General features: G+C 64.1%; 23 protein-coding genes. 9 read left to right on the forward strand and 14 right to left on the reverse strand.

Features of this window, described 5'->3' with window-relative positions:
• Positions 1-45 precede the first annotated feature (45 nt).
• The 9 genes from FIU89_RS07285 to FIU89_RS07325 form a co-directional block, all read right to left on the reverse strand.
• Positions 46-1,467, reverse strand: coding sequence for a 3'-5' exonuclease (locus FIU89_RS07285; RefSeq protein WP_152491983.1), 1,422 nt, complete (start codon positions 1,465-1,467; stop codon positions 46-48).
• Between the two features lies 1 nt (position 1,468).
• Complete coding sequence (locus FIU89_RS07290; RefSeq protein WP_152491984.1) at positions 1,469-1,987, reverse strand: hypothetical protein; 519 nt, start codon at positions 1,985-1,987, stop codon at positions 1,469-1,471.
• Between the two features lie 4 nt (positions 1,988-1,991).
• On the reverse strand, positions 1,992-3,812 hold the full coding sequence (locus FIU89_RS07295; protein WP_152491985.1) for a DUF294 nucleotidyltransferase-like domain-containing protein: 1,821 nt from the start codon (positions 3,810-3,812) through the stop codon (positions 1,992-1,994).
• 106 nt (positions 3,813-3,918) lie between these two features.
• Positions 3,919-5,703 carry a sodium:solute symporter family protein gene (locus FIU89_RS07300; protein WP_152491986.1) on the reverse strand — a complete coding sequence of 595 codons (1,785 nt, stop codon included), beginning with the start codon at positions 5,701-5,703 and terminating at the stop codon, positions 3,919-3,921.
• A 3-nt stretch (positions 5,704-5,706) separates the two neighbouring features.
• Positions 5,707-5,967: a DUF4212 domain-containing protein gene (locus tag FIU89_RS07305; protein ID WP_152475359.1), complete on the reverse strand. Its 261-nt coding sequence runs from the start codon at positions 5,965-5,967 to the stop codon at positions 5,707-5,709.
• Between the two features lie 63 nt (positions 5,968-6,030).
• Positions 6,031-6,717 carry an adenylate kinase gene (locus tag FIU89_RS07310; RefSeq protein WP_152491987.1) on the reverse strand — a complete coding sequence of 229 codons (687 nt, stop codon included), beginning with the start codon at positions 6,715-6,717 and terminating at the stop codon, positions 6,031-6,033.
• 2 nt (positions 6,718-6,719) lie between these two features.
• Entirely contained in the window at positions 6,720-8,690 is a 1,971-nt protein-coding gene (gene acs, locus FIU89_RS07315; RefSeq protein WP_152491988.1) for an acetate--CoA ligase, read from the reverse strand.
• A 379-nt stretch (positions 8,691-9,069) separates the two neighbouring features.
• On the reverse strand, positions 9,070-9,471 hold the full coding sequence (locus tag FIU89_RS07320) for a GtrA family protein (RefSeq protein ID WP_152491989.1): 402 nt from the start codon (positions 9,469-9,471) through the stop codon (positions 9,070-9,072).
• Positions 9,468-10,493, reverse strand: a complete 1,026-nt coding sequence (locus FIU89_RS07325) for a glycosyltransferase family 2 protein (protein WP_152491990.1) — start codon at positions 10,491-10,493, stop codon at positions 9,468-9,470. Before FIU89_RS07325 ends, FIU89_RS07320 begins: the two co-directional genes overlap by 4 nt.
• A 213-nt stretch (positions 10,494-10,706) precedes the next feature.
• Between FIU89_RS07325 and FIU89_RS07330 the strand changes: the two genes are divergently transcribed.
• The 3 genes from FIU89_RS07330 to FIU89_RS07340 all read left to right on the forward strand — a co-directional run bounded on the left by FIU89_RS07330 (position 10,707) and on the right by FIU89_RS07340 (position 14,290).
• Positions 10,707-12,503 carry a hypothetical protein gene (locus FIU89_RS07330; protein WP_152491991.1) on the forward strand — a complete coding sequence of 599 codons (1,797 nt, stop codon included), beginning with the start codon at positions 10,707-10,709 and terminating at the stop codon, positions 12,501-12,503.
• A 100-nt stretch (positions 12,504-12,603) separates the two neighbouring features.
• Positions 12,604-13,920 carry an FAD-binding oxidoreductase gene (locus tag FIU89_RS07335; protein ID WP_152491992.1) on the forward strand — a complete coding sequence of 439 codons (1,317 nt, stop codon included), beginning with the start codon at positions 12,604-12,606 and terminating at the stop codon, positions 13,918-13,920.
• A 58-nt stretch (positions 13,921-13,978) separates the two neighbouring features.
• Positions 13,979-14,290: a hypothetical protein gene (locus FIU89_RS07340; RefSeq protein WP_152491993.1), complete on the forward strand. Its 312-nt coding sequence runs from the start codon at positions 13,979-13,981 to the stop codon at positions 14,288-14,290.
• Positions 14,291-14,339: 49 nt separating this feature from the next.
• Here FIU89_RS07340 and FIU89_RS07345 read toward each other — a convergent pair whose 3' ends face one another.
• From FIU89_RS07345 to FIU89_RS07355, 3 genes are all read right to left on the reverse strand, one after another.
• Positions 14,340-15,242, reverse strand: a complete 903-nt coding sequence (locus FIU89_RS07345; RefSeq protein WP_152491994.1) for a DMT family transporter — start codon at positions 15,240-15,242, stop codon at positions 14,340-14,342.
• A 130-nt stretch (positions 15,243-15,372) separates the two neighbouring features.
• Complete coding sequence (locus tag FIU89_RS07350; RefSeq protein ID WP_152491995.1) at positions 15,373-15,603, reverse strand: hypothetical protein; 231 nt, start codon at positions 15,601-15,603, stop codon at positions 15,373-15,375.
• A 13-nt stretch (positions 15,604-15,616) separates the two neighbouring features.
• Positions 15,617-17,053: an ammonium transporter gene (locus FIU89_RS07355; RefSeq protein ID WP_152491996.1), complete on the reverse strand. Its 1,437-nt coding sequence runs from the start codon at positions 17,051-17,053 to the stop codon at positions 15,617-15,619.
• 553 nt (positions 17,054-17,606) lie between these two features.
• Between FIU89_RS07355 and FIU89_RS07360 the strand changes: the two genes are divergently transcribed.
• From FIU89_RS07360 to FIU89_RS07380, 5 genes are all read left to right on the forward strand, one after another.
• Positions 17,607-18,449, forward strand: coding sequence for an ADP-ribosylglycohydrolase family protein (locus tag FIU89_RS07360; RefSeq protein WP_152494435.1), 843 nt, complete (start codon positions 17,607-17,609; stop codon positions 18,447-18,449).
• A 15-nt stretch (positions 18,450-18,464) separates the two neighbouring features.
• Positions 18,465-18,851, forward strand: a complete 387-nt coding sequence (locus tag FIU89_RS07365; RefSeq protein ID WP_152491997.1) for a carboxymuconolactone decarboxylase family protein — start codon at positions 18,465-18,467, stop codon at positions 18,849-18,851.
• Positions 18,852-19,388: 537 nt separating this feature from the next.
• A complete protein-coding gene (locus FIU89_RS07370) occupies positions 19,389-20,498 on the forward strand; it encodes a porin (protein ID WP_152491998.1) in 1,110 nt (369 codons plus the stop codon).
• A 104-nt stretch (positions 20,499-20,602) separates the two neighbouring features.
• Complete coding sequence (locus FIU89_RS07375; RefSeq protein ID WP_152491999.1) at positions 20,603-21,436, forward strand: sulfotransferase domain-containing protein; 834 nt, start codon at positions 20,603-20,605, stop codon at positions 21,434-21,436.
• Positions 21,429-22,295, forward strand: coding sequence for a sulfotransferase domain-containing protein (locus FIU89_RS07380; protein ID WP_152492000.1), 867 nt, complete (start codon positions 21,429-21,431; stop codon positions 22,293-22,295). Before FIU89_RS07375 ends, FIU89_RS07380 begins: the two co-directional genes overlap by 8 nt.
• Positions 22,296-22,341: 46 nt before the next feature.
• Here the strand turns inward: FIU89_RS07380 and FIU89_RS07385 are convergent, their stop codons facing one another.
• On the reverse strand, positions 22,342-23,184 hold the full coding sequence (locus FIU89_RS07385; RefSeq protein ID WP_152492001.1) for a 3-keto-5-aminohexanoate cleavage protein: 843 nt from the start codon (positions 23,182-23,184) through the stop codon (positions 22,342-22,344).
• Between the two features lie 118 nt (positions 23,185-23,302).
• On the reverse strand, positions 23,303-23,884 hold the full coding sequence (locus FIU89_RS07390; RefSeq protein ID WP_152492002.1) for a YceI family protein: 582 nt from the start codon (positions 23,882-23,884) through the stop codon (positions 23,303-23,305).
• A 121-nt stretch (positions 23,885-24,005) separates the two neighbouring features.
• On the opposite strand from FIU89_RS07390, the gene FIU89_RS07395 reads away from it, so the two are divergent.
• Complete coding sequence (locus FIU89_RS07395; RefSeq protein ID WP_368373305.1) at positions 24,006-24,713, forward strand: endonuclease/exonuclease/phosphatase family protein; 708 nt, start codon at positions 24,006-24,008, stop codon at positions 24,711-24,713.
• The last annotated feature ends 33 nt before the right edge of the window (positions 24,714-24,746 follow it).

Here is a 24,746-nt window from a genome sequence, read left to right on the forward strand (position 1 = left end):
CACGGTGCTAACACAGTTGGCCGGTGTGTCCATCCGGATCACCGATCAGCCGTGCGAGGTGTTGAGGTCCTGGATCAGGCGGCCGTGACGGCGGGTTTCGGTGATGACGTGGCCGAAGGTGGTCAGGCCCTTGCCTTCGAGCAGGGGGGTGAGTTTCACCAGCGCCTCGGCCGTCGCTTGCGCGTCGCCGAGGGCGGTGTGGCGCAGGTCGGGTGGAATGGTGATCCCGAGGCGGTCGCAGAGGGCGTCGAGCGAGTGTTCGGCGGTGGTGCCGAAGACGACGGCGGACAGCAGCACGGTGTCGAGGACGGGGTGGTCCCACGCGACGCCCATGCGGTCGGCGGAGCGGCGGAAGAAGCCGATGTCGAAGGGCGCGTTATGGGCGACCAGCACGGCGTCGCGGGCGAAATGGTGGAAATCGCGGCCCACGGTGTCGAAATCCGGGGCGTTCCGCACGTCGTCGTCGGTGATGCGGTGGATTTTCGTCGAGGCGGGCGGGATCGGGCGTTTGGGGTCGACATAGGTGTCGATGACCTCGCCCTCGACGAGGCGCCCATTGAGGATGCGCACGGCACCGAGTTGGATCACGTGATCGTCCTGCGGCGAAAGTCCGGTGGTTTCGGTGTCGAAGGCGACACAGCAGAGTGACCGCAGCGGCGTGTCGCGGATATCGCAGGCCTGCGCGGTTTCCATCAGGTCGAAGTCATAAACCAGCGGGCGGGCCTTGGTCGGGTCGACCTCGGTTTCCTGGGTGTCGAGAAGGAGCATGTAGCCGCCTTCGCCAAGGGGTTTAAGACGGACCTTGTAGCGTCGGGCGCCGGAGTGGTCGTGCAGTTCGGTGGAGATTTCGGCCTTGGTCCGGCTCATTTGGTCCTGGGCGGCGGCGAGGCCGGCGGCATCGAAATAGTCGCCGAGCGGAGCCTTGAGGCGGGGCGGGGCGATCTGGCGGAGGATGTCGGCGGCCTGTCCGTCGTAGAGCACGATTTCCTGGGCCGGGTTCACGAGGATCGTGGCGACGGGGATCTCGGTGAGCAAGGCTGTCAGGCGCTTGGATTCCGTGCGCAGGCGTTCGGTTTCGCGGGCGACCTGTGCGGCGGTGTCCATGACGCCCGCGCTGAGCGTGCGGGTGACGGCGTCGGCGGCGGTGGCGAGATCACCGAGGTATTTCGTGCTTTCGGGGCACAGGTCCTTGTCGACGCCGGAATGGGCGCGCAGGCGCAGGTTGGTCGAGAGCATCTGGATGGGCTTGGCGAGGTTTTCATCGAACAGCAGCCAGACACCGGCCAGAAGCGCGGTGTTGAGAAGTGCGAAGACAATGAAGGCGGTGACAAAGGGCGCGGCGGGAAGCGTGCCTTGGGCCCGCGACCAGCCGAACCAGAGCGCTGCGCCGGCCAGTGCCACCGCGCCCGTCGCCAGAAGGCAGAAAAACAGGAAGATGCGCAGGCGGAGGCTGAGGCGGGAGAGCATGTCAGGTCTCGCAGACGATACCGAGAAGCGGGTCGTCCTCGGGCAGGGGTTGCCAGTCGGCGTCGGTGACGGCGCCGTCTTGCGCGAACTCGGCCCCGTCGATCAGCAGGGCCGAGCGGTTGGCAGTGCAGTCGAAGAGGACAGGCGCCTTGTTGACCGGCGCCCAGCGGCCGAAGAAGTAGATGTCGGCGATGGTCTGGCCGGGCTGGTTGGCGTTGCGCCGGGCGTTGCCGGTATCGACGGCGGCGAAGCGTTCGGTATAGGGCCAGATCTGGGTCCAAGGGCGGATCCAGCTTTGCTCGTCGATCGTGACGGCGATCTGCATGCCTTCGGGCAGCGCGTCAGCGGTGCGGTCGTACCAGGTGTATTCGTTGGAGATGGTCGCGGCGATCATGCCGAGACCTGCCGCCACGGGCGTGAGCCAGCGCGGCAGGCGGCGGCCCAGGGCGATGTTGACGATCATCAAAAGACCGGCGGCGGCGACGCCCGCGAAAATCGTGGCGAGGAGTTCTATGAACATTTGCTTACCCTAACATGCCTTTGCCCGACGATACCGAGGATTGCATCGTCTTGACCACCACGAAGGCGTCGCGCAGGTGGCTGCGCTCGAAATCTGAGAGGGTGGAGGGATCGAGGAAGTTGTCGGGCAGATCGCCCGCCTTGACCTGTGCCGCCTGGTGGTCGAGCCGCATTGTCGCGATGAGGTCGTAGGCATCCAGAAGATCGGCACCGCCCGAGGTCGAGAGGTGACCGGCGGCCTGTGCGGCAACCAGCCGCGCGCGGGTATTGACCTGACGCAGCTGGCCTTGCAGCGCGTAGACGCGGCTCAGGTCGGTTATGGGCACGACGCCGTTATGCTTGAGGTCGAGGCGGCGCCGATGCTCGCCCGACCGGATGGTGGCGAGACCCCGCAGGAGGCCCAGAGGGGGCTGGTGCTTGATCGAGTTGGAAATCATGTGCGCGGTGAAAATCGAGTTTTTCGCGGCCTTGGCGAGCGTGTCGGTTTGCAGCGTGTCGAAAAGCGTGGTGTCGCCGCCGATGGGGCGCAGGTCGAACATGACCGAGGCCAGCATCTGCGCCTCGGGGTTCGGGCGGGCGATCCAGTCGTCGAAATAGCCGCGCCAGACGCGCAGGGGTTGGCACCAGCGCGGGTTGGTCGCCATCATGTCGCCCGGGCAGTAGAAGTAGCCGCAAGTGTCCAGCCCGTCGCTGACGAATTTGGCGAGGCTGTTGAAGTAAGGCATATCGGCGTCGGTGACGTCGTCGGACAGGATCACGCAGTTGTCCTGATCCGAGACGCCGGTGTGTTCCTGCCGGCCCTGAGAGCCGCAGGCGAGCCAGAGGTAGGGCACGGGTGGGTCGCCGAGGTCTTCTTCGGCCAGCCTTAGCAGGCGGCGGGTAACGGTGTCGGCGATATCGGTGATAAGCCGCGTGACCACGTCGTGGCGGTTGCCCGAGCCGACAAGCTGGGCCAGAAGTTGGGGGATCTCGGCGGTGGCGCGGGACATGGTGGCGGCGTCGTCGGCGCGCGCGATGCGGCCCACCAGAGCGCCCGAGGACAGCGCCTGCACGCGGGTGAGATCGGTCTGCGTCACGATGCCGACCAGTTGCGTGCCATCGGTGATGGGCACGTGGCCGATGCCGCGCTCCATCATGAGGTGCAGCACGTCGGTGCCGAGCGCATCGGGGCCGAGCGTCAAAGGCGCTTCGGTCATGATGCTGGAGATCGGGGCCGACGGATCGGTGCCTTGAGCCACGACCTTGCCGTTCATGTCGCGCACGGTGAGGATGCCGCGCAGGTCGCCGCCCTCGGTGATGCAGATCGACGAGATGTGGTGTTCGTGCATCTGCGCCGCCGCGTCGCGGATCGGAGTGGCAGGCGTGCAGGTGAGCGGATCGCGGGTCATCAACTCGGCCACGCGCAGGGTCGTGAGGTCCTTGCGGTCGCTGCGCGCCGGGCGGCGGCGGTCGAAGAAGCGGGCGACCTTGGCGGAGGACTTGATGAGGGCGAAGAGCGCGTCCGCCGGCATCACGATCAGCGTGGCGTCGGTGCGGGCGGTGGCGGTGCGGCTGGCGACATCCTCGCGCAGGAGCGCGCGTTCGCCGAAGGAATTGCGGGGGCCGAGCAGGGACAGCTGGACGTCGGCCTCGTCCTTTATCTCGATCTCGCCGGTGACGACGATGTAGAGGCTGTCGACAGTGTCGCGCAGTTTGAAGATGTCGGCGCCGGCGGCAAAATCGGCGGCGTCGCAGCGCGTGGACAGGTCATCGAGATCGCTGTCATCTAGGCTGTCATAAGGGTGAACGGAGCGCAGGAACTGCGTCAGATCGCTCGAAAGGGGCATGGTCGGAGCCTCTTGAGGGGGTGGTCGGGCCCACCTTGGCGCGGGCCGGACCGGATTTGAAGCGAAAGCCCCGCCGCAAGGTGTTGCGGCGGGGCCATCGTTGATCTTAGTGACCTTCGACGGCGCTGCCGGCGCCACGCGGGACGCGGACGCTTTCGACGAGGTCCTTGATCTCCTGCGGGGTCTCCTTCGTGATGCTGGCGACGAAGAACGCCACCGCGAAGTTGACCGCGGCACCGATCGCCCCGAAGGAGGTCGATTTGACCGGACCCAAGAGCGGGTCTGCGTCGGTGAAGGTGTTGGTGTCGGGAATGAAGAACCAACCCTTGTGCAGGAAGATGTAGAGCAGCGTCACCGTGAGACCTGCCAGCATGCCCGCGACCGCGCCGGAGTTGTTGATGCGGGTCGAGAAGATCCCCATCATCAGCGCCGGGAAGATCGAGGCCGCCGCAAGCCCGAAGGCGAGCGCCACCGTCTGGGCGGCGAAGCCCGGTGGATTGAGGCCCAGAAGCACCGCGACCACGATCGCGGCGGCCATCGAGACCCGCGCCGCCATAAGCTCGGACCTCTCGGACATGTTCGGGGTCAACTGACCCTTCAGCAGGTCGTGCGAGACAGCCGAGGAAATGGCCAGCAGAAGACCCGCCGCCGTGGAGAGCGCGGCGGCAAGTCCGCCGGCGGCCACGAGGCCGATCACCCAGCCGGGCAGGTTGGCGATTTCCGGGTTGGCCAGCACGAGGATGTCACGGTTGAAATTCGTGAACTCGTTGCCTTCCCAGCCGTTCGCCTCGGCCTTTTCCTGAAGATCCGGATTGGCATCATTGTAGTACTGGATCATGCCGTCGCCGTTCTTGTCTTCCCAACCCAAGAGGCCGGTCTGTTCCCAGGTGGCCATCCAGGCGTACTCGGGCGCAGTCTCGATCTGCTCGACGCTGACGGCGGCGCCGTCGGTGCCGTTGGGCCACATCAGTTCCGAGATGTTCAGCCGCGCCATCGCGCCGACGGCCGGGGCCGTCAGGTACAGCAGCGCGATGAAGACCAGCGTCCAGCCGGCGGACCAGCGGGCGTCGGACACGCGCGGCACGGTGAAGAACCGCATGATGACGTGGGGCAGACCGGCGGTGCCGATCATCAGCGACAGGGTGAAGAGCACCATGTTGATGGTCGAACCATGCGCCGCCGTGTATTCGGCAAAGCCGAGGTCGGTCACGATCTGGTTCAGCTTGGCCAGCAGCGGCTCGCCTTCGGCGGTGTCACCGAAAAGACCAAGCGCCGGGATCGGGTTGCCCGTCAGTTGCAGCGAGATGAACACGGCCGGGATCGTGTAGGCCAGGATCAGCACGCAGTATTGCGCCACCTGGGTGTATGTCACGCCCTTCATGCCGCCGAACACGGCGTAGGCGAACACCACGCAGGCCCCGATCATCAGACCCCAGAAGGCGTCGATTTCGAGGAAGCGGCCAAAGGCGATGCCCACGCCCTGCATCTGGCCGATCACGTAGGTGATGGAAGCCACCAGCAGGCAGATCACGGCCACGAGGCGCGCGGTGGGCGAATAGAACCGGTCGCCGATGAACTCGGACACGGTGAACTTGCCGAACTTGCGCAGGTAGGGCGCCAGCAGCAGGGCCAAGAGCACGTAGCCGCCCGTCCAGCCCATCAGGAAGGAGGAGTTGTCATAGCCGGTGAAGGCGATGAGGCCCGCCATCGAGATGAAGGACGCTGCCGACATCCAGTCGGCCGCGGTGGCCATCCCGTTGGTGACCGGGTGCACGCCGCGACCGGCGGCATAGAATTCGCTGGTCGAGCCCGCGCGGGCCCAGATCGCGATGCCGATATAGAGCGCGAAGGATGCGCCCACGAACAGCAGGTTGAGAGTAAACTGATCCATGATTTACACCTCGTCCACGCCGTATTCACGGTCGAGCTTGTTCATCCGCCAGGCGTAGAAAAAGATCAGCGCCAGGAAAACGAGGATCGAGCCTTGCTGGGCGAACCAGAAGCCAAGGTCGGTGCCGCCGACCTCGATGCCCGAAATGAGCGGGCGCAGGACGATCCCGAACCCGAAAGAGACCAGCGCCCAGATGACGAGGCTGATCAGGATGAGACGCACATTGGCTTTCCAATACTGCGCGCTTGTTTTGTCCAGAGACATGTTTGGGGTCCCTCCTCCTAGTGAAATGGCCGGGCCGCGACATGCGGCCCGACCGGCGTTTCGTCATGCCACCCGTTGCGACAGGACGGTGTCCAGCCGGGCGGCGATCTCGTCGATCGCGCCCATGGCGGGCACGCGGGAAAGCGCGCCCTTGGATTGGTAATGCTCGATCAGCGGCGCGGTCTGGGCGTGATACGCCTCCAGCCGTTGCGCCACTGTTTCGGCGTTGTCATCGGCGCGGCGTTTCATGTCGGTGCCGCCGCAATTGTCGCAGATGCCGGGCTTGGCCGTGGGCTTGAAACTGTCGTGATAGCCCTCGCCGCAGCCGCCGCAGGTGAAGCGGCCCGAGATGCGGTCGACCATGGCCGCGTCGTCCACCTCGAGGCTGATGGCGGCGTCGATCTTTTGCCCGCTTTCAGCCAGCAGGGCATCGAGCGCCTCGGCCTGCACGGCGGTGCGCGGAAACCCGTCGAGGATCACGCCGTGCGCGCAGTCGGGTTCGGCCAGGCGGTCGCGCAGGATGGCGATGACGATATCGTCGCTGACCAGATTGCCCACGTCCATGACGGCCTTGGCTTCGCGTCCCGCAGGCGTGCCGGCGGCGACGGCGGCGCGCAGAAGATCGCCGGTGGAAAGCTGCACAAGCCCGTGCTTTTCCTCCAGCAGGCGGGCCTGCGTGCCCTTGCCCGCGCCCGGGGGGCCAAGCAGGATCAGGACCGGAGCGGTGTTGGGTGTCTTTGCGCCGTCCATGATCATTTCCCCCTGTTCATTCTGTTGTCGATGAGGTCGTCGACGACGTCTGGGTCTGCGAGGGTTGAGGTGTCGCCCAGGGAGCCGTAGTCGTCCTCGGCGATCTTGCGCAGGATGCGGCGCATGATCTTGCCGGAGCGGGTCTTCGGCAGGCCCGGGGCCCATTGGATGAGGTCGGGCTTGGCGATGGGGCCGATTTCCTGGCGGACCCAGTCCTGCAGCTCCTTGCGCAGCGCGTCGGAGGGTTCCTCGCCGGCCATCAGCGTGACGTAGCAGTAGATGCCCTGGCCCTTGATGTCGTGCGGGTAGCCCACCACGGCGGCTTCGGAGACCTTGGCGTGGGCGACGAGGGCGGATTCCACTTCCGCGGTGCCCATGCGGTGGCCCGAGACGTTGATCACGTCGTCGACGCGGCCGGTGATCCAGTAGTCGCCGTCCTCGTCCCGGCGGCAGCCGTCGCCGGTGAAGTAATAGCCTTTGTATTGCTGGAAGTAGGTGTTCATGAACCGCTCGTGGTCGCCCCAGACGGTGCGCATCTGGCCCGGCCAGCTGTCGGCGATGCAGAGCACGCCCTCGGCGGGGTTGCCCTCCACCGTCTTGCCCGATTCAGGATCGAGCACCTCGAACTTCAGCCCGAAGAAGGGCTTCATCGCCGCCCCCGGCTTGGTGGCATGGGCGCCGGGCAGGGGGGTCATGAGATGCCCGCCGGTCTCGGTCTGCCACCAGGTGTCGACGATGGGGCAGGTGCCCTTGCCGACGACGTTGTGATACCAGCTCCAGGCCTCGGGGTTGATCGGCTCGCCCACGGTGCCCAGGACCTTGAGGTCGCTGAGGTCGCACTTGGTGACGTACTCGTCGCCCTGGCCCATCAGGGCGCGGATGGCGGTGGGGGCGGTGTAGAACTGGTTCACTTTATGCTTTTCGCAGACCTGCCAGAAGCGGGAGGCGTCGGGATAGGTCGGCACGCCCTCGAACATCAGGGTGGTGGCGCCGTTGGCGAGCGGCCCGTAGACGATGTAGCTGTGGCCGGTGACCCAGCCCACATCGGCGGTGCACCAGTAGACGTCGCCCTCGTGGTAATCGAAGGTGATCTCGTGCGTCATGGCGGCGTAGACGAGATAGCCGCCGGTGGTGTGCACGACGCCCTTCGGCTGGCCGGTGGAGCCGGAGGTGTAAAGGATGAAGAGCGGATCCTCGGCGTTCATTTCCTCGGGCTCGCAAGTGTCCTCGACCTTTTCGGCCTCTTCGTGCAGCCAGAAGTCAAGGTCGCGGCGCCAGGCAATGGGATCGCCGGTGCGCTTGACCACGAGGCACTTGACGTCGGTGGTGTCGTGCAGGAGCGCCTGGTTGACGTTGTCCTTGAGCTTGGTGACGCGTCCGCCGCGGGGGGCGGTGTCGGCGGTGATGACGAGCTTGGCGTCGCAGCCGTTGACGCGCGCGCCGAGGGCGTCGGGGGAAAAGCCGGCGAAGACGATGGAATGGATGGCGCCGATGCGCGCACAGGCGAGCATGGCATAGGCCGCCTCGGGGATCATCGGCAGGTAGAGGACGACGCGGTCGCCGCGGCCGACGCCGAGGTTTTTCAACACGTTGGCCATGCGGCAGGTCTCCGCATGGAGCTGGCGGTAGGTGATGTGCTGGGCGGCGTCATTGGGATCGTCGGGTTCCCAGATGATGGCGGTCTGGTCGGCGCGATCCGCGAGGTGGCGGTCGATGCAATTGGCGGCGACGTTGAGCGTGCCGTCCTCGAACCACTTGATGGAGACCTGGCCGTAGGTGTAATCGACATCCTTGACCCTGGAATAGGGCTTGATCCAGTCGATGCGCTTGCCCTGCTCGCCCCAGAACGCCTCGGGGTCGGTGATCGAGGCCGCGTACATCTCGTCATACTTGGCCGCGTCGACATGGGCCTTGGATACAAAATCGGAACTCGGCGGATAGGATTGGGTTTCTGTTTCCGGTTGCATTGTCATTTGTCTCCTCCTTTGCACGTGACACGCTCGCAGCCGTCCTGTCGAGTCAATCCGTGCTTTGGCGGTGTTATAAAGGGTTTAGTAAAATTTTATAGTTAGCCATTAAGATCATTGACTTTTATTTGTAAATAATTTCCCTGTCCCGGCTGATGGTTTGAGAAGAAATTTACAAGAACGATTATTTTCGAGTGTTTACCGCGCTCTAGTGTTGGGCGCCTTTCGGCACGGGTATGCCGTTGTGTGCAACCGGCCGCCTGAAACGGCTCACCCATAACCTGTGACACATTGTCAGGGCGCTTCTTTACGGAAGGCAGAGGGGGATGAATCACCTGTGGTCCCAAGGCGGAGCTGCAATCGCCGCCCCTGTCGCGCGACAGGCTCAGGAGGTGGCGGTCCGGAAGACCAGGTGCTTCATGCCCAGATAGTTGACCGCGAGTGCGACCACCGATCCGCCGGCCAGCGCAACCACGGCAGTCGCGGCTGTGGCGCCGAGTGCAGACAGGATCAGGGCGTAGATCGCGAAGTTGACCGCTATGCCCGCGCTCTGAACCGCCGCATAGCCGGCATACTCGTGGTGCAGCGATTTCCGACGCGTTGACCGGAACGTCCAGCGCCGGTTGAGCGCCCAGGTAACAGTCATGGCCACGGCAAAGCTGACCGCCCGCGACAGGTAGGGATCGCCGCCCAGGGTGATCAGCGACCATAACAGGCCGGCGTCGATCGCGAAGCCGGCACTGCCCACGGCGAGAAACCGGACGAAGGATCGGGCGGGGCGGGTCATTTCCGGGTGAACAAGGGCCCGCGTTCATCGCGGCGGGCGCTGCGCAGGCCGAGCACTCCGGGAACCGAAAGGTATTGCATCCGCTTTGCTTCCTGCCGTCCGCGTGTGACCGTATCGAGGATGAGACCGACAGCCCCCATCAGGAATGCCAGGATCATCAGGCTTGCCGACAGCACGGCGGTGGGCAGACGCGGGACGAGGCCGGTGGCGAAATATTCGGCGAAGACCGGGCCGGCGAGTGTCAGCGACATCATCGCGAAGACGGAGGCAATGGTCGAGAAGACCAGAAACGGGCGTTCCTGTTTCAGGAGCCTGGTGATCGTGCTGAGGATGCGCAGCCCGTCGCGGATGCTGTTGAGCTTGCTTTCCGAGCCGTCGGGACGGTCCTTGAAGCGGCCCGGCACCTCGGCGGTGGGCATGTCGAGCTCGAGCGCGTGCACGGTCAGTTCGGTTTCGATCTCGAAGCCGCGCGACATCATCGGGAAGGTCTTGACGAAGCGGCGCGAGAAGACGCGGAAGCCCGAGAGCATGTCGCTGCTGCCACGACCGAAGATCGTCCGGACGAGGCCCGAGAGGACCTGGTTCCCCAGCTTGTGGCCCGGGCGGTAGGCGGTGTCGGTTCCGGCAACCCGCACGCCGTTGACAAGATCCAGGCCTTCATCCGCCAGCCGGGACACCATCGCGGGGGCCGCGGCGGCGTCGTAGGTGTCGTCGCCGTCCACCATCACGAAGATGTCGGCCTCTACATCGGCGAACATGCGGCGCACCACGTGCCCTTTGCCCTGGCGCGGTTCGCGGCGGACGATCGCGCCGGCGCGGGCGGCGACCTCGGCGGTGCCATCGGACGAGTTGTTGTCGTAGACGTAGATATCGGCCTGCGGAAGGGCGGCGCGGAAGTCGCGCACGACGGTGCCGATGGCGGCCGCCTCGTTGAAGCAGGGGATCAGAACGGCGACGCGCGGGCCGGAGCCCTCGGTGGCTTTCGGATCGGCGTTGAATTCGCTGGGAAAAAGGACGGACATGTGCGGCGCTCTTGCGGTCGGTTTCGGGATGCAGAAAAGCCGGTGAAACAGGCCAAAATGCGGCAAATCTGCGGATTTGTGAGGTTCTTCGAAACAATGCTCTGGCGCAGGGGGAACACCTTCGGACGGTGTTGCGCCCGGCCGGGCATTAAGGCTTGCGCGGTCGGGGCTTCGTCGGGTTAGTGACCAGCACAAGAAAAGAGAGGCCGAGGGATGCAGGATACGGCGAGAGAGAGCAGGTTATTCGCAATCGTGCTGCTGCTGGCGGTCTGCATGGTCGTGTTCCGGGCGGTGGCGACCGGGATGGCGCCGATAGACACCCTGAGTGTCTCGGACAACGACGACATCATGCGCTTCCTGATGGTGCGCGACTGGCTGGCGGGGCAGGGGTGGTACGACACCACGCAATACCGGATGCTGCCGCCCGAGGGGCTGGAGATGCACTGGTCGCGCTATGTCGACCTTGCGATCGCGGCAATCATCCTGCCCCTGTCGCTGGTGATGACCGAGGCGCAGGCGGCGGCGGTTGCACTTGTGGCCTGGCCGACAATGCTGTTGCTGGCGCTGATCGTGCTCACAGGCCTGGCGGCGCGGCGGCTTTTCGGGGGTATGGCGGCGCTTGTGGCTGTGGTGGCTGTGCTGTTGTGGCCGCCCACGGGGCTGACCTATTTCGCGCCCGCACGCATTGACCATCACAACGTGCAGATCCTGCTGACCACGCTGATGCTGATCAGCGTGGTTTGGCCAGCTCCTTCGATGCGAGGCGGCATAGTGGGAGGCCTTGCCGCGGCGCTGTCGCTGGCTGTGGGGCTGGAGACCATGATAACGATCGCCCTGGCCGGGCTGGTCCTGACGGTGCGGGCGATGATGTTGCAGGACGGCGCGGCGCGGCATTTGGCCGGCTTCAGCCTGGCGCTGGCAGGGGGCGCGACGCTATTCTTCATGGGGCAAACGGCCCCGGGCGGATTGCTGGTGCCGCGATGCGATGAGCTGTCCTTGCCCTACCTGGCGCTGGCATGGACGGGCGCGGCGATTTGCATCGGCGTGGTGGCCCTGTCGCCGCGCCTGCCGAGCCTGGCGTTGCGCGTGGTGCTGCTGGTAGCGCTGGCGGCGGCCGGGATCGTGGCCTTGAGCCCCCTCATAGGCCCCTGCGCAAGCGGACCCTATGACAGCCTGCCGCAAGAGGTGCAGGACCTGATAACCGGCCGGATCATCGAGGCGCGTCCGACCTTGCCTTACCTGTGGGAGGCCAATGGCCTGGGTTTCCGGTTCGTGGCGCCCGCGGCGATGGCCGTGCTGCTTGGCAGCCTGACCTGGGGCTGGCAGAGCCTGCGGGGCAGGGCCGGCGCCGGGACACCGGCGAAATTGGGCGTGTTGCTGCTTTTTGGCTGGCTTGGCGTGATCGGCGCGCTGTTCCAGATCCGGCTTGTATTGATGGGTGCGGCGGCGATACCGATGTTGGTCGGGGTCGTCGTTGCAACGCTGCTGGAGTGGGGAAGGGAAGGCCTTTTCGGGCGGCTGAGGTCGGTGCCGGCGCTGTTGGCGGTCGTGCTGACCCTGATGACGCCGACGCTGCATGGCCTTGCACATGGCGGCGGCGGTGCCGGCGCCACGATGACGGCCTCCGGCGGGCAATCTGTGGATGCGGATGCGTGCCGACAACCCCACATCCTGCGCAGCCTGAACTCGGTGCCCGAGGGCGTCATCCTGAGTTCCAGCAGCTATGGGCCACCGCTGTTGCTGTTGACCGGCCACGCGGCGTTGGCCGGCCCCTATCACCGCAGCGCGGACGCCATCGCGAACGGTGCCGTGCCGTTCGATGGCGATGAGCAAACCCTGCGTGCCGCGCTGGAGCGTACCGGGGCGGACTACCTGTTGTTGTGCCGGGATGCGCATTACGGAGACGGCACGTCCTTTGCCACGCAGTTGGCCCGGGGGCTTGCGGCCGGGGGGCTGGTGCCGGTGGACGGCCCCGCGCCGGAGCTTGTTTTGCTGAGGGTGGAGCGCTGAAAGGCGGATGGCGGTCGGCAATGGTGCGGTGGATGTCGGCAACATGGCTTGACGCTGACCATGGTCCGGTCATTCTGTCGCCAGCGACAGGAGCAAGAGCATGACCGAATGGACAGGCGAAGCGGCCCCGGGCCGTCCGTGGTGGTGGGAGGCCGTGGAGCCCGAAGCCACCGAGGACGGCTTGCCCGATCATTGCGACGTGCTGGTCATCGGCGCGGGATATACCGGGCTGTCGGCGGCCATCGCGGCGCATGACAGCGGCGCCAGGGTGGTCGTGGCCGAGGCGGGCGTTCCGGGCGAGGGGGCCTCGAGCCGCAATGGCGGCATGGTCGGGGCGCACCCCCGGTTGAGCTGGGACAAGATGGCGGCGGCCTTCGGCGCCGATGTGGCCGACGATCTGCTGGCCGAGGCGGCGCCCGCGCTGGACTGGGCGAAGACGTTCATCGAGCACGAGAAGATACAGTGCGATTTCGAGGTCACGGGCCGGGTGCAACTGGCCTACACGCGCTCGCAATTCGATGGGCAGAAGCGGCTGGCCGACAAGGTGCGCGAGAAAAGCCGGGTGGAGGTGGAACTGGTCGAGCGGTCCGACCTTGGACGCGAGATCGACACGGGTCTCTATCACGGCGGTCTTCTCTTTCCGCAGCACGGGGCGTTGCATCCGGCGAAGTATCATCGCGGAATGCTGGAGGCGGTTCGGCGGCGCGGTGTCCCCGTCGTCAGCCACGCGCGGGTCGAAGCAATGACGCGGGAGGGCACGCGACTGGTGGCGCAGACAGCCAAGGGCCCGATCCGGTCCGAGAAGGTGGTATTGGCCACCAACGGCTATACGACGCGGCCTTTTCAATGGCACCTCCGGCGCGTATTTCCGCTGCCGAGCTTCATCATTGCGACGGAAGAACTGCCCGAGAACCTGATCGGGCACCTTGCACCCGGACGGCGCATGATGGTCGAAACCCGCGCGCGGCACAGCTATTTCAGGATATCGCCCGATGGCAAACGGGTGCTTTTCGGCGGACGGGCGGCCATGCGGGACGTGCCTTTGCACATCGCGGCGCAAAGGCAACGGCAAACGATGGTGGAGGTCTGGCCCGAGTTGGCAGAGGCGAAGCTGAGCCATGTCTGGAGCGGCTATACCGGGTTCAGTTTCGCGCAAATGCCGCATGTCGGCCAACATGACAGCGTCTGCTTCGCCATGGGCTTCAGCGGCTCGGGCACCGTGATCGCGCCGTATCTTGGCGCCAAGGCGGGCTGGCTGGCCGTCGGGGATGCACGCGCCGAGACGGCTTATGCAAGAACGCGCCTGCCGCGTCACGTGCTGCATCCGTTCGACAGGCCGCATTTCCTGAAGGCCGCCGACCTTGTTTTTCGTCACTGGGTGGACCGGGCCGAGGCATGGCAGGCGCGGCGGTCGTGACGAGGTTCGCGCCGCGAAACGAGTGCAGGGGTCTGCACCGGCAAAAAGTGCGGTTGCGATGAGAAACACATGCATCAAGCCGTCGCGCCTTTGGCTGGCCTGGCTGATGGGTCTGGCGGTTGCCGGGCCTGGCCAGGGGGCGGCGACGGAGGCGTTCGCGGACGATTGGACGGCGCGGAAATGCGAGCTCTACCAGCAGGCCGTGCGGGACGCGATTACCTTGCAGGGGCCGGAAGGGCTTCGGATGGCGTTCCTGACAAGCAACCAGGAGTTCATAGATGCGCAATGTGCCGTGCGCGTCGAGATATGTCCGATGACGCCCGAGGAATGGACGCTGGCCGACACCCTGCTGAAGATGACGATGAACTAGGGAATGGCCAGTACGTTCGTGCCGTTCGGGTGCCCCTAGGGGGCCGGCGCTAACCGTCGCGCGCCCGCACGAGCATGAAAAGACCGATGGTGACAAGTGCGATGCCGGTCCATTCCAGCGGTCCGGGGATTTCCGACAGGACCGGGATCGCCAGAAGCGTCGCAGAGGCCGGGACGGCCGCAGAAAAGCCCGCCGTGTGGGTCGGGCCCAGATGGTTGGCGGCAATGGCGAAGCACACCATGGCGAGGATGCCCGGACCCAGGCCCTGGTAGGCGGCCTGGAACAGGATTGTGCCGGTGTCGGCCTGCGCCAGGCCGGATGGTAGAAGGAAATACCACAACGGCAGAAAGACGATCGCGTTGGGCACGTTGATGACGACCAGCGCCTGTCGCGGTGTCAGCCGCCAGCGGCGGACGCCGAAGATATAGATCGACTGGATCGCCGCAGCGGTCAGGAAAAGCACGATCCCCAGCGCGGCGCCGTCGCCGGTGGTCCGGATGCCGGTGACCGCAACGAGGACTGCGCCCAGGGTGACGATCACGAGGCTGACCAGTTGCAGCCGATTGGGCAATGCCCCCGTGAAGACGGTGACCAGCAGCACGGTGAAGAACGGCAGCGCCCCGTTGGTGAAAACGCCCGCATAGGCCGCGGAGCTGTACCTGAGGCCCATGTAGACCAGCATCGCGTAAAGCGCACCGGAGCCGCAGAGCACGATAAGAACGATTGGGGTGAGGCCCAGGTGGCGCGGCCACCACGCCCATGCGACGGGCAGGGTCAGCACTCCGGTCACCATGAAGCGCAGCGCGGTGATATCGCCGGGCGTCAGCGCCGTCTGCACGCCGGCGCGCGAGAAGACGATGAAGCCGGACCAGATCACCAGGACGCCGAAGGCGGCGAAAAGCCCGAGCGTGCGGTTCTGGATGTCGTCGGGCAGGGCGGTGCGGGCTGTCATGGCGCGATCAGTGGCAGGGGGTCGGGAAGGTGTCCATAGGCGTCGGCGCCTCGTCGGTATTGCGTCTGTCCCGAAACGCAAGAACGCCGGCCCGGGGAGGGGCCGGCGTTCAGCCTGTGCGGAGGAGGTGTTACTCCCGCGCTTCCTCTTCGAAGACCCGCTTTATGCGTTCAGGACTGCGGGCCGCCGCCTCGTCGCCGTCGAGTTCCCGGCGTTCGATCCTGGCCTGCAGGACATGGAACCCAAGCCAGAACAGGACGCCGACGATCACGAGGATCATCTCGGTGCCGACCATGGGATAGATCGGGCCGATCTGCGACAGGTCCGCACCTGCCCAGGTTTCTACAGCTGTCGTTGACATGTCGTGACCCTCCTCAAGTCAGCAGGCCAAGGCGCTTGGCCTCGGCGATGTCGGCTTCGGATACCTCTATGGCATCCATTTCCTCAGCGATCTCCTCGGACATGTCGAGCCCGACGAGTTCGACCGCGGGCGGTACGCGCAACATGCCCAGGCCCATCAGGATCTTGGACACGATGAAGGCGGGCAGGAAGCCCAGCACGCCGAACATGATGACCGCGCCTGCGAACTGGCCCCAGGGCGTGATGACCGCGACGGTTTCATGATAGGCCGCCGTGGCCGGGTGGCCCCAGAGCATGAAGCCGCAGATGACCAGACCGATGAAGCCCGCGTAGCCGTGCACGGCCACCGCCCCCACCGGATCGTCGAGTTTGAAGCGGCGTTCGACCCAGAAATGCAGCTTGTAGGCGCAGACCGCCCCTACGGCGCCGATCAGCATTGCCTGGATCGGGTGGTAGAGGTCGTTGCCCGCAGAGGCGGTGATAACGCCGGCAAGGCCAGCGGAGTAGGTCCAGAACGCTTCGCCCTTCGATACGACGTAGCCTGCCAGAAGCCCACCCGAGAGCGACATCAGGAAGTTGAACACGATGGCCGACAGGGTAGTGGGCGTGAGGTAGATGGTTGTCGCGGTGAAGTTCACCACGCCTTCCGCGCCGCCCAGCGTGCCGTGGTCGATGATCGGTACGTTGCAGGCGACGTAGAAGCCCCAGAAGCCGCAATAGATCAGGAAGAGCCCGATCGTGACCAGCCACTTGTTGTGCGGGTTGATGTTGCGCGGGGTGCCGTCTGGGGCGAACTTGCCGATCCTTGGCCCCAGCACGACAATCACGCCAAGGGCAAATCCTCCGGCGATGGCGTGGATCACGCCCGACGCATAGGCATCGTGATAGCCCAACTGTGTGACCATCCAGCCATCCGGGTGCCAGCCCCAGGCCGCGTCGATGATCCAGGTGCCCGAGCCGATGACCACCGCCAGGATCCAGAAGGCGGTGGGGCGGATGCGTTCGATGGTGGCGCCCGACACGATCGAGGCCGCGGTCCAGCTGAACAGCAGGAAGGCCGCCCAGAAGACACCGTTCAGGCGGTTCCAGAAGCCGTTGCCCAATTCGGCGCCGTAGCCTTGCGCGCTTTCGAGCGCCGGTCCGGGGCCGCCAAGGTGCGTGCCCATCAGTTCGGACCATGGCACGGCATTGTCGGATTGCGTGAGGCCGCCGGTGATGCCGGGGCCGTTGGGGAAGGCGAAGTAGATCCACCACCCGAAGAAGAAGAAGGTGATGGTCACCAGCGGCATGAGCATGGTGTTCTTCATCACGGTATGCATGTGGTTCTTGTGGCGGCTGGCGCCGACCTCGTACATGCAGAACCCGACGTGGATCAGGAACATGAGCGGTACGGTCACCCAATAATAGAACTCGGTGAAGATCACCGTAAGTGCACCGATATCGGTATCCAATTTACTGTCCTCCCAGTGTGGTGCGACCCGTTAGGCGACAGGAGGATGGCGCCGGCGGGTGCACCTATTTCATTTGCCGGCCGCTCTTGAACGGGGCCGATGTCCGGTGGGGCCTGACTTTTTGACCGGCCGGATAAAGGCAGGATGCGTAATTATTGGGCATTTTGCTATTAAAAAAAATCACGCAGTGAATAAAAAATTCCCGTGAAGAAAAAAATCTGTTGGGAGGCGCTGGTTTGCAGCTTCGGAAATCGTTCGGTCGCGTCATGCCATGCGGCGCTGTTTTTGGGTGGCACCGATTTGATCGGCTACACCACGCAGGGTGAACGGAATCGGTTCCGCTTTCCGGGAACGATGAGGCCCCGTCTTTTTAGAGTTGCCGGAGGCAGGGGGCTTGCACGTTCCCGCAGCGCCGGTCACCAATACGGGTATGTCCTGAGTGACAGGGAGGCGGCATGACGGGATTGCGACAGTCAATAAGCGGGCGCGAGGTGTTGCGGGCCGTCTGCTGCGCGATCCACGAACCTCGTGTCAGCGAGGCTCCACGGTCATGATGCAAAAGCCGTTCAGCGAAGACGAAGCCGTGGGGATGCTGGTGGGGCTGGCCGTGGGCGACGCGGTTGGAACGACGCTGGAATTCCGCGAACGCGGCACCTTCGCGCCGATCACGGACATGGTGGGCGGTGGGCCGTTCAACCTCGCCCCCGGCAAGTGGACAGATGACACCTCGATGGCGATGTGCCTGGCGCAGATGCTGCGCTCGGCCAATGGCTGGGATGCCGAGGATGCGATGAAGAGGTTCGTGAACTGGCGCGACAACGGTTATCTGTCGTCGACCCGGGTGTGCTTCGATATCGGCATGCAGACCGACGCGGCCCTGACCCGGTTTCAGCAGACAGGGAATCCGTATTCCGGAGCGGTGGAGGACGAAAAGAGTGGCAACGGCGGCATCATGCGGCTGGCGCCGGTGGTGATCGCCTACGGCGCGGCGAAGGAAAGCGCGATGGCGGTGGCGCGCCTGCAAAGCCGCCTGACCCACGCCAGCCCGCTGTGTCAGCGGGCGGCGGCGAACATGGCGGAGTTCCTGGTGACGGGGGACCGAAGCCTGTTGCCTTGCCCGGAGGCGCCACCGGACGAGGCCAGCGGCTACGTGGTGCACACGCTGCACGCGGCGTTCTGGGCGCTGACGCAGGGCGATACGTTCCGCGATGTCGTGCTGGCCGGCGTGAACCTTGGCGGCGACGCCGACACGGTGGGCGCCGTGGTGGGGCAGATGGCCGGGCGTCTTTACGGCTATGGCGGTATACCCGAGGAGTGGCGCGCGCGCCTTTACGACCATGACAAGATCAAAACGGCGGCGCAGGACCTGTATGCCCTGCGTCCGATCGACCTGTAACGGAAAGGATAGTCGATGAGCCTGTTCGATGAGGACCTGTTTCTGATAGGGCTGGAGCAGAGGAAGGCCACGCTGGGGGCCGAGTATGTGGAAAAGAACCTTGCCGCCGCGGACGATTTCACCCGGCCGTTCCAGGAGGCGATGACCGCCTGGTGCTGGGGATTCGGCTGGGGCGACGAGGTGATCGACGCCAAGACCCGGAGCATGATGAACCTGAGCATGATCGGGGCGCTGGGCAAGATGAACGAATTCGAGATCCACTGTCGCGGGGCGCTGAACAATGGCGTCACCAAGGAGGAGATTCGCGCCATCGTTCATGTCGTGGCGATCTATTGCGGGGTGCCGCAGGGACTGGAATGCTTTCGCCACGCGCGCAAGGTGCTGGAAGAGCGGGGCCTGTGACGGCAAGGCCGCCTTTACAGGCGGTCCCGCGTGGGGACGGCGGAGCCCTGGCCCGCGCGTCATGCTGTGCGGGCACCCGCAGGAGGGGCGCGAACCCGGTCCGTTTGTGATTGCGCATCTGCCGGAAGGGCCTGTCGTTGATCGCGGAGCCGGTGTCGTGTGCGCGGGCCGAGGCCACGAGGCCCCGGACGCGTGGAGGCAGTGTGACGGAAATGTCGCGCCGCCGCGCCGAGTCGCGCAATACCCGGTCCGGCGAGTCGCCCCGCGGCCCCGGAAAGCCGAACCCGCAGCCCGCCTGCTGCAGCCGAAGGTTGCGGGAAACCCTTAAAAAACGTGGCAAATCGGTGTTTTCAGCGGGTTTTGCGAAGTGCCGCAAAGATCTGTGTGTGAAATACGTCACAGAGCGTCCAACAACACGGCGCACCGGGGGCGGTTCGTTGACAGCGAGGGGGCATTTACAGCATTCATCCTCCCAAGCCGTGTCCTGGATCGGGGGCGGTGGAACTTGAAACTTTCCTGCTTTAAGGAGGGATAACCTTGAAAAAGCAACTTCTCTGCACCAGCGCAATCGCCCTCGGCGTCGCTGCTGCCCCTGCCTCGGCCCAGGACTGGAACCTGGATTGGGGTGGTTTCTTCCAACAGCACATCGCGTATGCCGATGTGAGCGTCCCCGGTGGTGTCGGCGCGCCTGACTTCGACGGCATCCAGATGTTCACGAACGCCGAAATCATCTTCACCCCGAACATCACGCTGGACAACGGCATGACCTTCGGCATCAACGTTCAGATGGAAGCTCTGAACAGCGGTGGTGGTGCAGACGGTATCGACGAAGCGTACATGTCGATCTCGAGCGACACGTTCGGCCGCATCGACGCCGGTTACGAAAACTCGGCCGGTTACAAGATGATGGTTGGCGCACCGCAAGTCGGCTCCATGGCGATCAACTCGCCGTCCGCCTCGGCGTTCATCCCGTTCACCGGGTTCGCAGGTGGTCAGTTCCGTCAAGCCGGTCTGTCGTCCTACACTGAGGTCGCAGGCAACAACGACATCGCGCGTATCACATACTACACGCCGAGCTTCTCGGGCTTCACGGCCGGTATCTCGTATGCTCCGGGTACAACCGGCAACGCTGCCAACGGCATCGCTAACCGCACTGCTGGTGGTACTGCTCTTACCGATATCTTCGACATCGGTGTGAACTACAGCCAGTCCTTCGGCACCACCGACATCACTCTGGCCGCGCGCTGGGGTACCGGTGACAGCAACGTTGTAGGTGTTTCGGATCCCGAAACCTGGGGTGTTGGCTTCCAAGTCGGCTTCAGCGGCTTCACCTTCGGTGCAGCATACGCTGAGAACGACAACGGCCTTGCCGGTGGCGCAACCGACCAAGAAGGTTACAGCGTTGGTGTGGCTTACGACGCGGCTGGTCCCTGGACCTTTGGCCTCGAAGCCTACATCGGTGAAATCAATGATGGCGGCGGTCTCGACGACCACTACGAGTACTACAAACTCGCTGCAAACCGTGACCTGGGACCGGGCGTCAGCTGGACGACCTACCTGCTGTACGGTGAGACCCGTAACGACTCGGTCGTGAACGGCGACATCGACGGCACCGCAATCGGTACCGCGATCAACCTGAGCTTCTAAGCTTAGCTTGAACGAGATTGAACGGCGGGGGAGTGTACTCTCCCGCCGTTTTCTTTTAGGGAACGGGCAACCGTTCCCTTTTTGATGTGCCACAAAGGATGGACATGAAACGAAGTATTGTCTGGTTGGCCTCTTACCCGAAATCCGGCAATACATGGATGCGGATTTTTCTGGCCAATTACCTGTCCGATTCGAAAGAACCTCTTAATATCAACCAGATCCAGCGATTTGGGTTTGGAGACTCGAAACCAGATCGTTACATGGCTGCGGCCGGCAGAAGGATCGACATAAACGATCCTGAAGCAACGCTTCAGGTGCGTGACCGGGTGTTGCAGGGTATCGTGGCAAACAACGCGGACGTGAACTTCGTAAAAACGCACAATTGTCGGAATCAGGCATTCGGTCATGAACTTATTCCGGCGCGATATACCAGACAGGCGATCTACATCCTGCGCAATCCTCTGGATATGGTTTTGTCATACGCCCGGCATTACGGCATGACACATGAGCAGACCGTTGAATTTATCGGCCGGACAGACAGTGCCAATCAGGCAGACGCTACAACCACCTGGCAGTTCCTGGGCAGTTGGAGCGATCACGTCAAGGACTGGACGCAAGGCGGTGCGTTCCCGGTCTTATCGCTGCGCTATGAGGACCTGCTGGATGAGCCCCAGACCCATTTCGCCAAGACGCTCGAGTTCCTGGGTGTGCCGGTCGTGCCTGATCGCCTCGAGCGGGCCATCCGCTTTGCAAGCTTCGATGAACTGAAGAAGCAGGAAGAGCGATCGGGCTTCCAGGAAAAATCCCCGAATTCGGAGCGGTTTTTTGCCAAGGGACAGTCGGGCCAGTGGAAGGACGACCTCGACCCCGCGCTGGTGACGAAGGTGCGGCGGGAGCATAAACGCATGATGAAGAAACACGGATATTACAGTGTCTGACCTGCGGCGTATCATCTGGCTGGCTTCGTTTCCGAAATCGGGCAACACTTGGCTGCGCAGCCTTCTGGCGCATTACTTCATGCCGCCCGGAATGGCGCCAGATATCAATAACTTGCGCCAGTTCACCACCGCCGATATCCGGCAGGATTTCTTTGACGCCGCCAATGGCGCGCCGTTCCGGGGCAAAAGCGTGGAAGACTGGCTGAAGGTGCGCACCAAGGCGCTGCACATGATCGCGGGATCCAAGCCGGGCAAGCATTTCGTCAAGACGCATTGCACGCCCGTCCGGGTGGGCCCGGTGGACCTGATTCCGCCAGAGGTCACGGCGGGGGCGCTTTACATCATGCGCAATCCCTTCGATGTCGCGCCGTCCTTTGCGCGGCATACATCTGCCCCGATGGATGCCGCGATCACCAAGATGTGCGACCCGGAAAACGTGATGGGTACGGAAACGGGTATTCTGGATGCTCTGGGGCGGTGGGACGACCATGTCACCCGGTGGGCTACGGTGCCTGGAATGCCGCGACACCTGATCCGGTATGAGGACATGCTTGACCGGCCGGCCAAGACGATGGAGCGGTTGCTGGACTTTCTGAGCATCAAGCCCGACCGACCGAAACTGGCCAAAGCGATCAAGGCCACCAGTTTCGCGGCGATGAAGAAGCAGGAAGAAAAACACGGGTTCACCGAACGGCCCGCGGGGATGAAAAGCTTTTTTGCCAAGGGCAAAGCAGGCGGGTGGAAGGACGACCTGACGCCGGCGCAGGTGGGGCGGATCCGCGAAGAATTCGCGCCGGTGCTGGAACGGTGGTATCCCGAGATGCTGGATGAGACCGCCGAATTCGCCAGATCAGCCTGAGGCAACGCCTTAAGGAATTGCCGCAACATTCTGAATTGCAGGAATTTTACGCCGGACGCAGCCCCAAGATTTCGCGCGTCTGGGCGATTGTGGCGACGGGCCGGTCGTATTTTGCACAGAGATCGGCGGCCCGCGCGATCAGTGCAGCGTTGGACGGTGCCAGCGTGTCGCGGTCGAGGCGTATGTTGTCTTCCAGCCCTGCACGAGTGTGGCCGCCCGCGGCTATGGCCCATTCGTTGACGACGATCTGATTTGCGCCGATCCCCGCGGCGCACCAATTGGCGTTTGGCACACGCTCCTGCATGGTGTTCACGTAGAAGTCGAACACCGCCTTGTCGGCGGGCATGGCGTTCTTCACGCCCATGACGAACTGGACATAGAGCTGGCCGGGCAGGACACCCGCGTCGTGCTTGGCAATCGCCTGCAGGATATGCGAGAGGTCGAAGGCCTCGACCTCGGGGGTGATGCCGTATGTCGTCATCTCGACCGCGAGCCAGTCCACGAGATCGGGCGGGTTTTCGTAGACGCGGCTGGGAAAATTGTTGGAGCCGACCGAGAGCGAGGCCATGTCGGGCCGCAAGGACAGCATCCCGCCCCGTGCCTTGCCCGCGCCCGAGCGCCCGCCGGTCGAGAACTGGATCACGACGCCGGGGCAGTGCTTTTCCAGCCCCTCCTTGAGAGCCGCGAACCTCTCGGGGTCGGAGGAGGGCGACTCGTCGTCGTTGCGCACATGGGCGTGGATGATCGTGGCGCCGGCTTCGACCGCCGCGTGGCTGCTTTCGACCTGTTGGGTGACGGTGATCGGCACCGCCGGATTGTCGGACGTGCGGGGCACGGAGCCGGTGATCGCGCAGCACAGGATGCAGGGTTTGCCAGAGACGTCAGACATTGATCACGGTTTCTTTTTCGAATTGAACATGACTCCTGTGCGCGTAACTGCCATACCGAGGACGAATGGCCAAGGGGCGATCAACTGCATTTGCCGAGCCGGGAGGCGCATGTGCCGGCTAGTCCATGCGCATCGCTTCGGTCTCGATGTTGATGTCGACCGTGTCTCCCACCAATCCGTTCTCAACGCCGTAGGTCATGCCGAAATCGCTACGCTGGATGCTGGCATCCATCGACAGCCCGAGCACGAAGCGTTCGTGACCAAAGGGGTATGCCTCCGCCTTGTTCAACGTGACATTCAAAGTGACCGGCTGTGTCCGGCCGAGGATGGTCAGTTCACCCTCGACCGTGCCTTCGGTGTCGGACGTTGGTGCGCCGCCATTCGCAGTAAAGGTGATTTCAGGATGATTGGACACGTCGAGGAAATCCGCCTTGCGCACATGTTCGTTGCGGGCATCGTGAAACGTGTCGACGCTTGTGGCGTCGATGGCCACGGTGACCTCGCCCAGTTCCTGCGTTTCGCTGTCGTATTGAAAACTGCCTTCGATCCCGGGGAAGATGCCGAGGGTCTTGGCATAGCCGACATGGTCAATTGTGAAATAGACCGAGGTGTGACTGGGGTCGAGTTCGTACCGGGCCATCTCGGCCTGGGCGGCGGCGGGCAGGGCGGCCAAGGCTGCGGCCAGCATTTGAATTCGCATGTTGTCTCCTATCTGTGGCATCCGGGGAATGACGGTTAATGGAAAGGTAGAGCGGCACGTGGCTCCTGCAACGGTGAAAACGGATAGGCCTGGTACCAGTCTGCGCTGTGTGAGTTGGAACGTGCACCGTGCGAAAGGCACGGATGGACGGGTCGACCCGGCGCGTGTGCGCGAAGCAATACGGACGGACTTGGCGCCGTGGACGCCAGACATGCTGGCGTTGCAGGAGGCAGACGAAGAATGCCGTCCGCATGGCCGGATCCTCGATGTGGCGGGGATCGCGGCGGATACCGGGCTGGAGTACCAGCACGACAGCGCGGCACTGCGCTGGGGACCGTCCAGCGACGGGTTCCTGGGGACGATCATGTTCCTGCATCCACGCTTCGACGTCTTGTATAGAGACGTCGTCGACCTGCCCGGGCATTGTCATCGCGGTGCGGTCGTTGTCGAGGCCGAGGCCGACGGAACGGCATTTCGAGTGATGTCGATGCATCTTTCGTTGTTTCAGCCCCTGCGGGTCGTGCAGATGCGGATCCTTGGGCAATACCTGTATCGCCGCCCCGAGATGCAGACCATCCTGCTGGGCGATTTCAATGAATGGCGCCCCTGGGGCGGGCTGATGTTCAATTCCCGGCTGCTTGGACGCGGGTTTCGCGGACCTGCAAGGCGCAGCTTTCCGTCGGGACGCCCGGTGTTGCCGCTCGACCGGATCCTAACGGACCGGGCCGGCGCTGTGAGGGAGGTCGAAACGGTGCGTACGCCGCAACTTCGGCTTGCCTCGGATCATTTGCCGATCCGGGGTATCGTGCACCTGGACGCGCCGAAATGATCGGTCGGTGGTGACCAAAATGTGATCTGGCCG

The sequence above is a fragment of the Roseovarius sp. THAF27 genome (genome assembly GCF_009363655.1).
GTDB lineage: Bacteria > Pseudomonadota > Alphaproteobacteria > Rhodobacterales > Rhodobacteraceae > Roseovarius.

Coding starts and splice junctions, on each gene's coding strand:
- FIU89_RS07335 (WP_152491992.1), top strand. CDS start 12,604: ATGACCGAATGGACAGGCGAAGCGGCCCCGGGCCGTCCGTGGTGGTGG.
- FIU89_RS07325 (WP_152491990.1), bottom strand. CDS start 10,493: ATGTCCGTCCTTTTTCCCAGCGAATTCAACGCCGATCCGAAAGCCACC.
- FIU89_RS07310 (WP_152491987.1), bottom strand. CDS start 6,717: ATGGACGGCGCAAAGACACCCAACACCGCTCCGGTCCTGATCCTGCTT.
- FIU89_RS07285 (WP_152491983.1), bottom strand. CDS start 1,467: ATGCTCTCCCGCCTCAGCCTCCGCCTGCGCATCTTCCTGTTTTTCTGC.
- FIU89_RS07300 (WP_152491986.1), bottom strand. CDS start 5,703: ATGGATCAGTTTACTCTCAACCTGCTGTTCGTGGGCGCATCCTTCGCG.
- FIU89_RS07350 (WP_152491995.1), bottom strand. CDS start 15,603: ATGTCAACGACAGCTGTAGAAACCTGGGCAGGTGCGGACCTGTCGCAG.
- FIU89_RS07305 (WP_152475359.1), bottom strand. CDS start 5,967: ATGTCTCTGGACAAAACAAGCGCGCAGTATTGGAAAGCCAATGTGCGT.
- acs (WP_152491988.1), bottom strand. CDS start 8,690: ATGACAATGCAACCGGAAACAGAAACCCAATCCTATCCGCCGAGTTCC.
- FIU89_RS07360 (WP_152494435.1), top strand. CDS start 17,607: ATGCAAAAGCCGTTCAGCGAAGACGAAGCCGTGGGGATGCTGGTGGGG.
- FIU89_RS07365 (WP_152491997.1), top strand. CDS start 18,465: ATGAGCCTGTTCGATGAGGACCTGTTTCTGATAGGGCTGGAGCAGAGG.
- FIU89_RS07385 (WP_152492001.1), bottom strand. CDS start 23,184: ATGTCTGACGTCTCTGGCAAACCCTGCATCCTGTGCTGCGCGATCACC.
- FIU89_RS07295 (WP_152491985.1), bottom strand. CDS start 3,812: ATGCCCCTTTCGAGCGATCTGACGCAGTTCCTGCGCTCCGTTCACCCT.
- FIU89_RS07290 (WP_152491984.1), bottom strand. CDS start 1,987: ATGTTCATAGAACTCCTCGCCACGATTTTCGCGGGCGTCGCCGCCGCC.
- FIU89_RS07345 (WP_152491994.1), bottom strand. CDS start 15,242: ATGACAGCCCGCACCGCCCTGCCCGACGACATCCAGAACCGCACGCTC.
- FIU89_RS07390 (WP_152492002.1), bottom strand. CDS start 23,884: ATGCGAATTCAAATGCTGGCCGCAGCCTTGGCCGCCCTGCCCGCCGCC.
- FIU89_RS07340 (WP_152491993.1), top strand. CDS start 13,979: ATGAGAAACACATGCATCAAGCCGTCGCGCCTTTGGCTGGCCTGGCTG.
- FIU89_RS07330 (WP_152491991.1), top strand. CDS start 10,707: ATGCAGGATACGGCGAGAGAGAGCAGGTTATTCGCAATCGTGCTGCTG.
- FIU89_RS07320 (WP_152491989.1), bottom strand. CDS start 9,471: ATGACCCGCCCCGCCCGATCCTTCGTCCGGTTTCTCGCCGTGGGCAGT.
- FIU89_RS07375 (WP_152491999.1), top strand. CDS start 20,603: ATGAAACGAAGTATTGTCTGGTTGGCCTCTTACCCGAAATCCGGCAAT.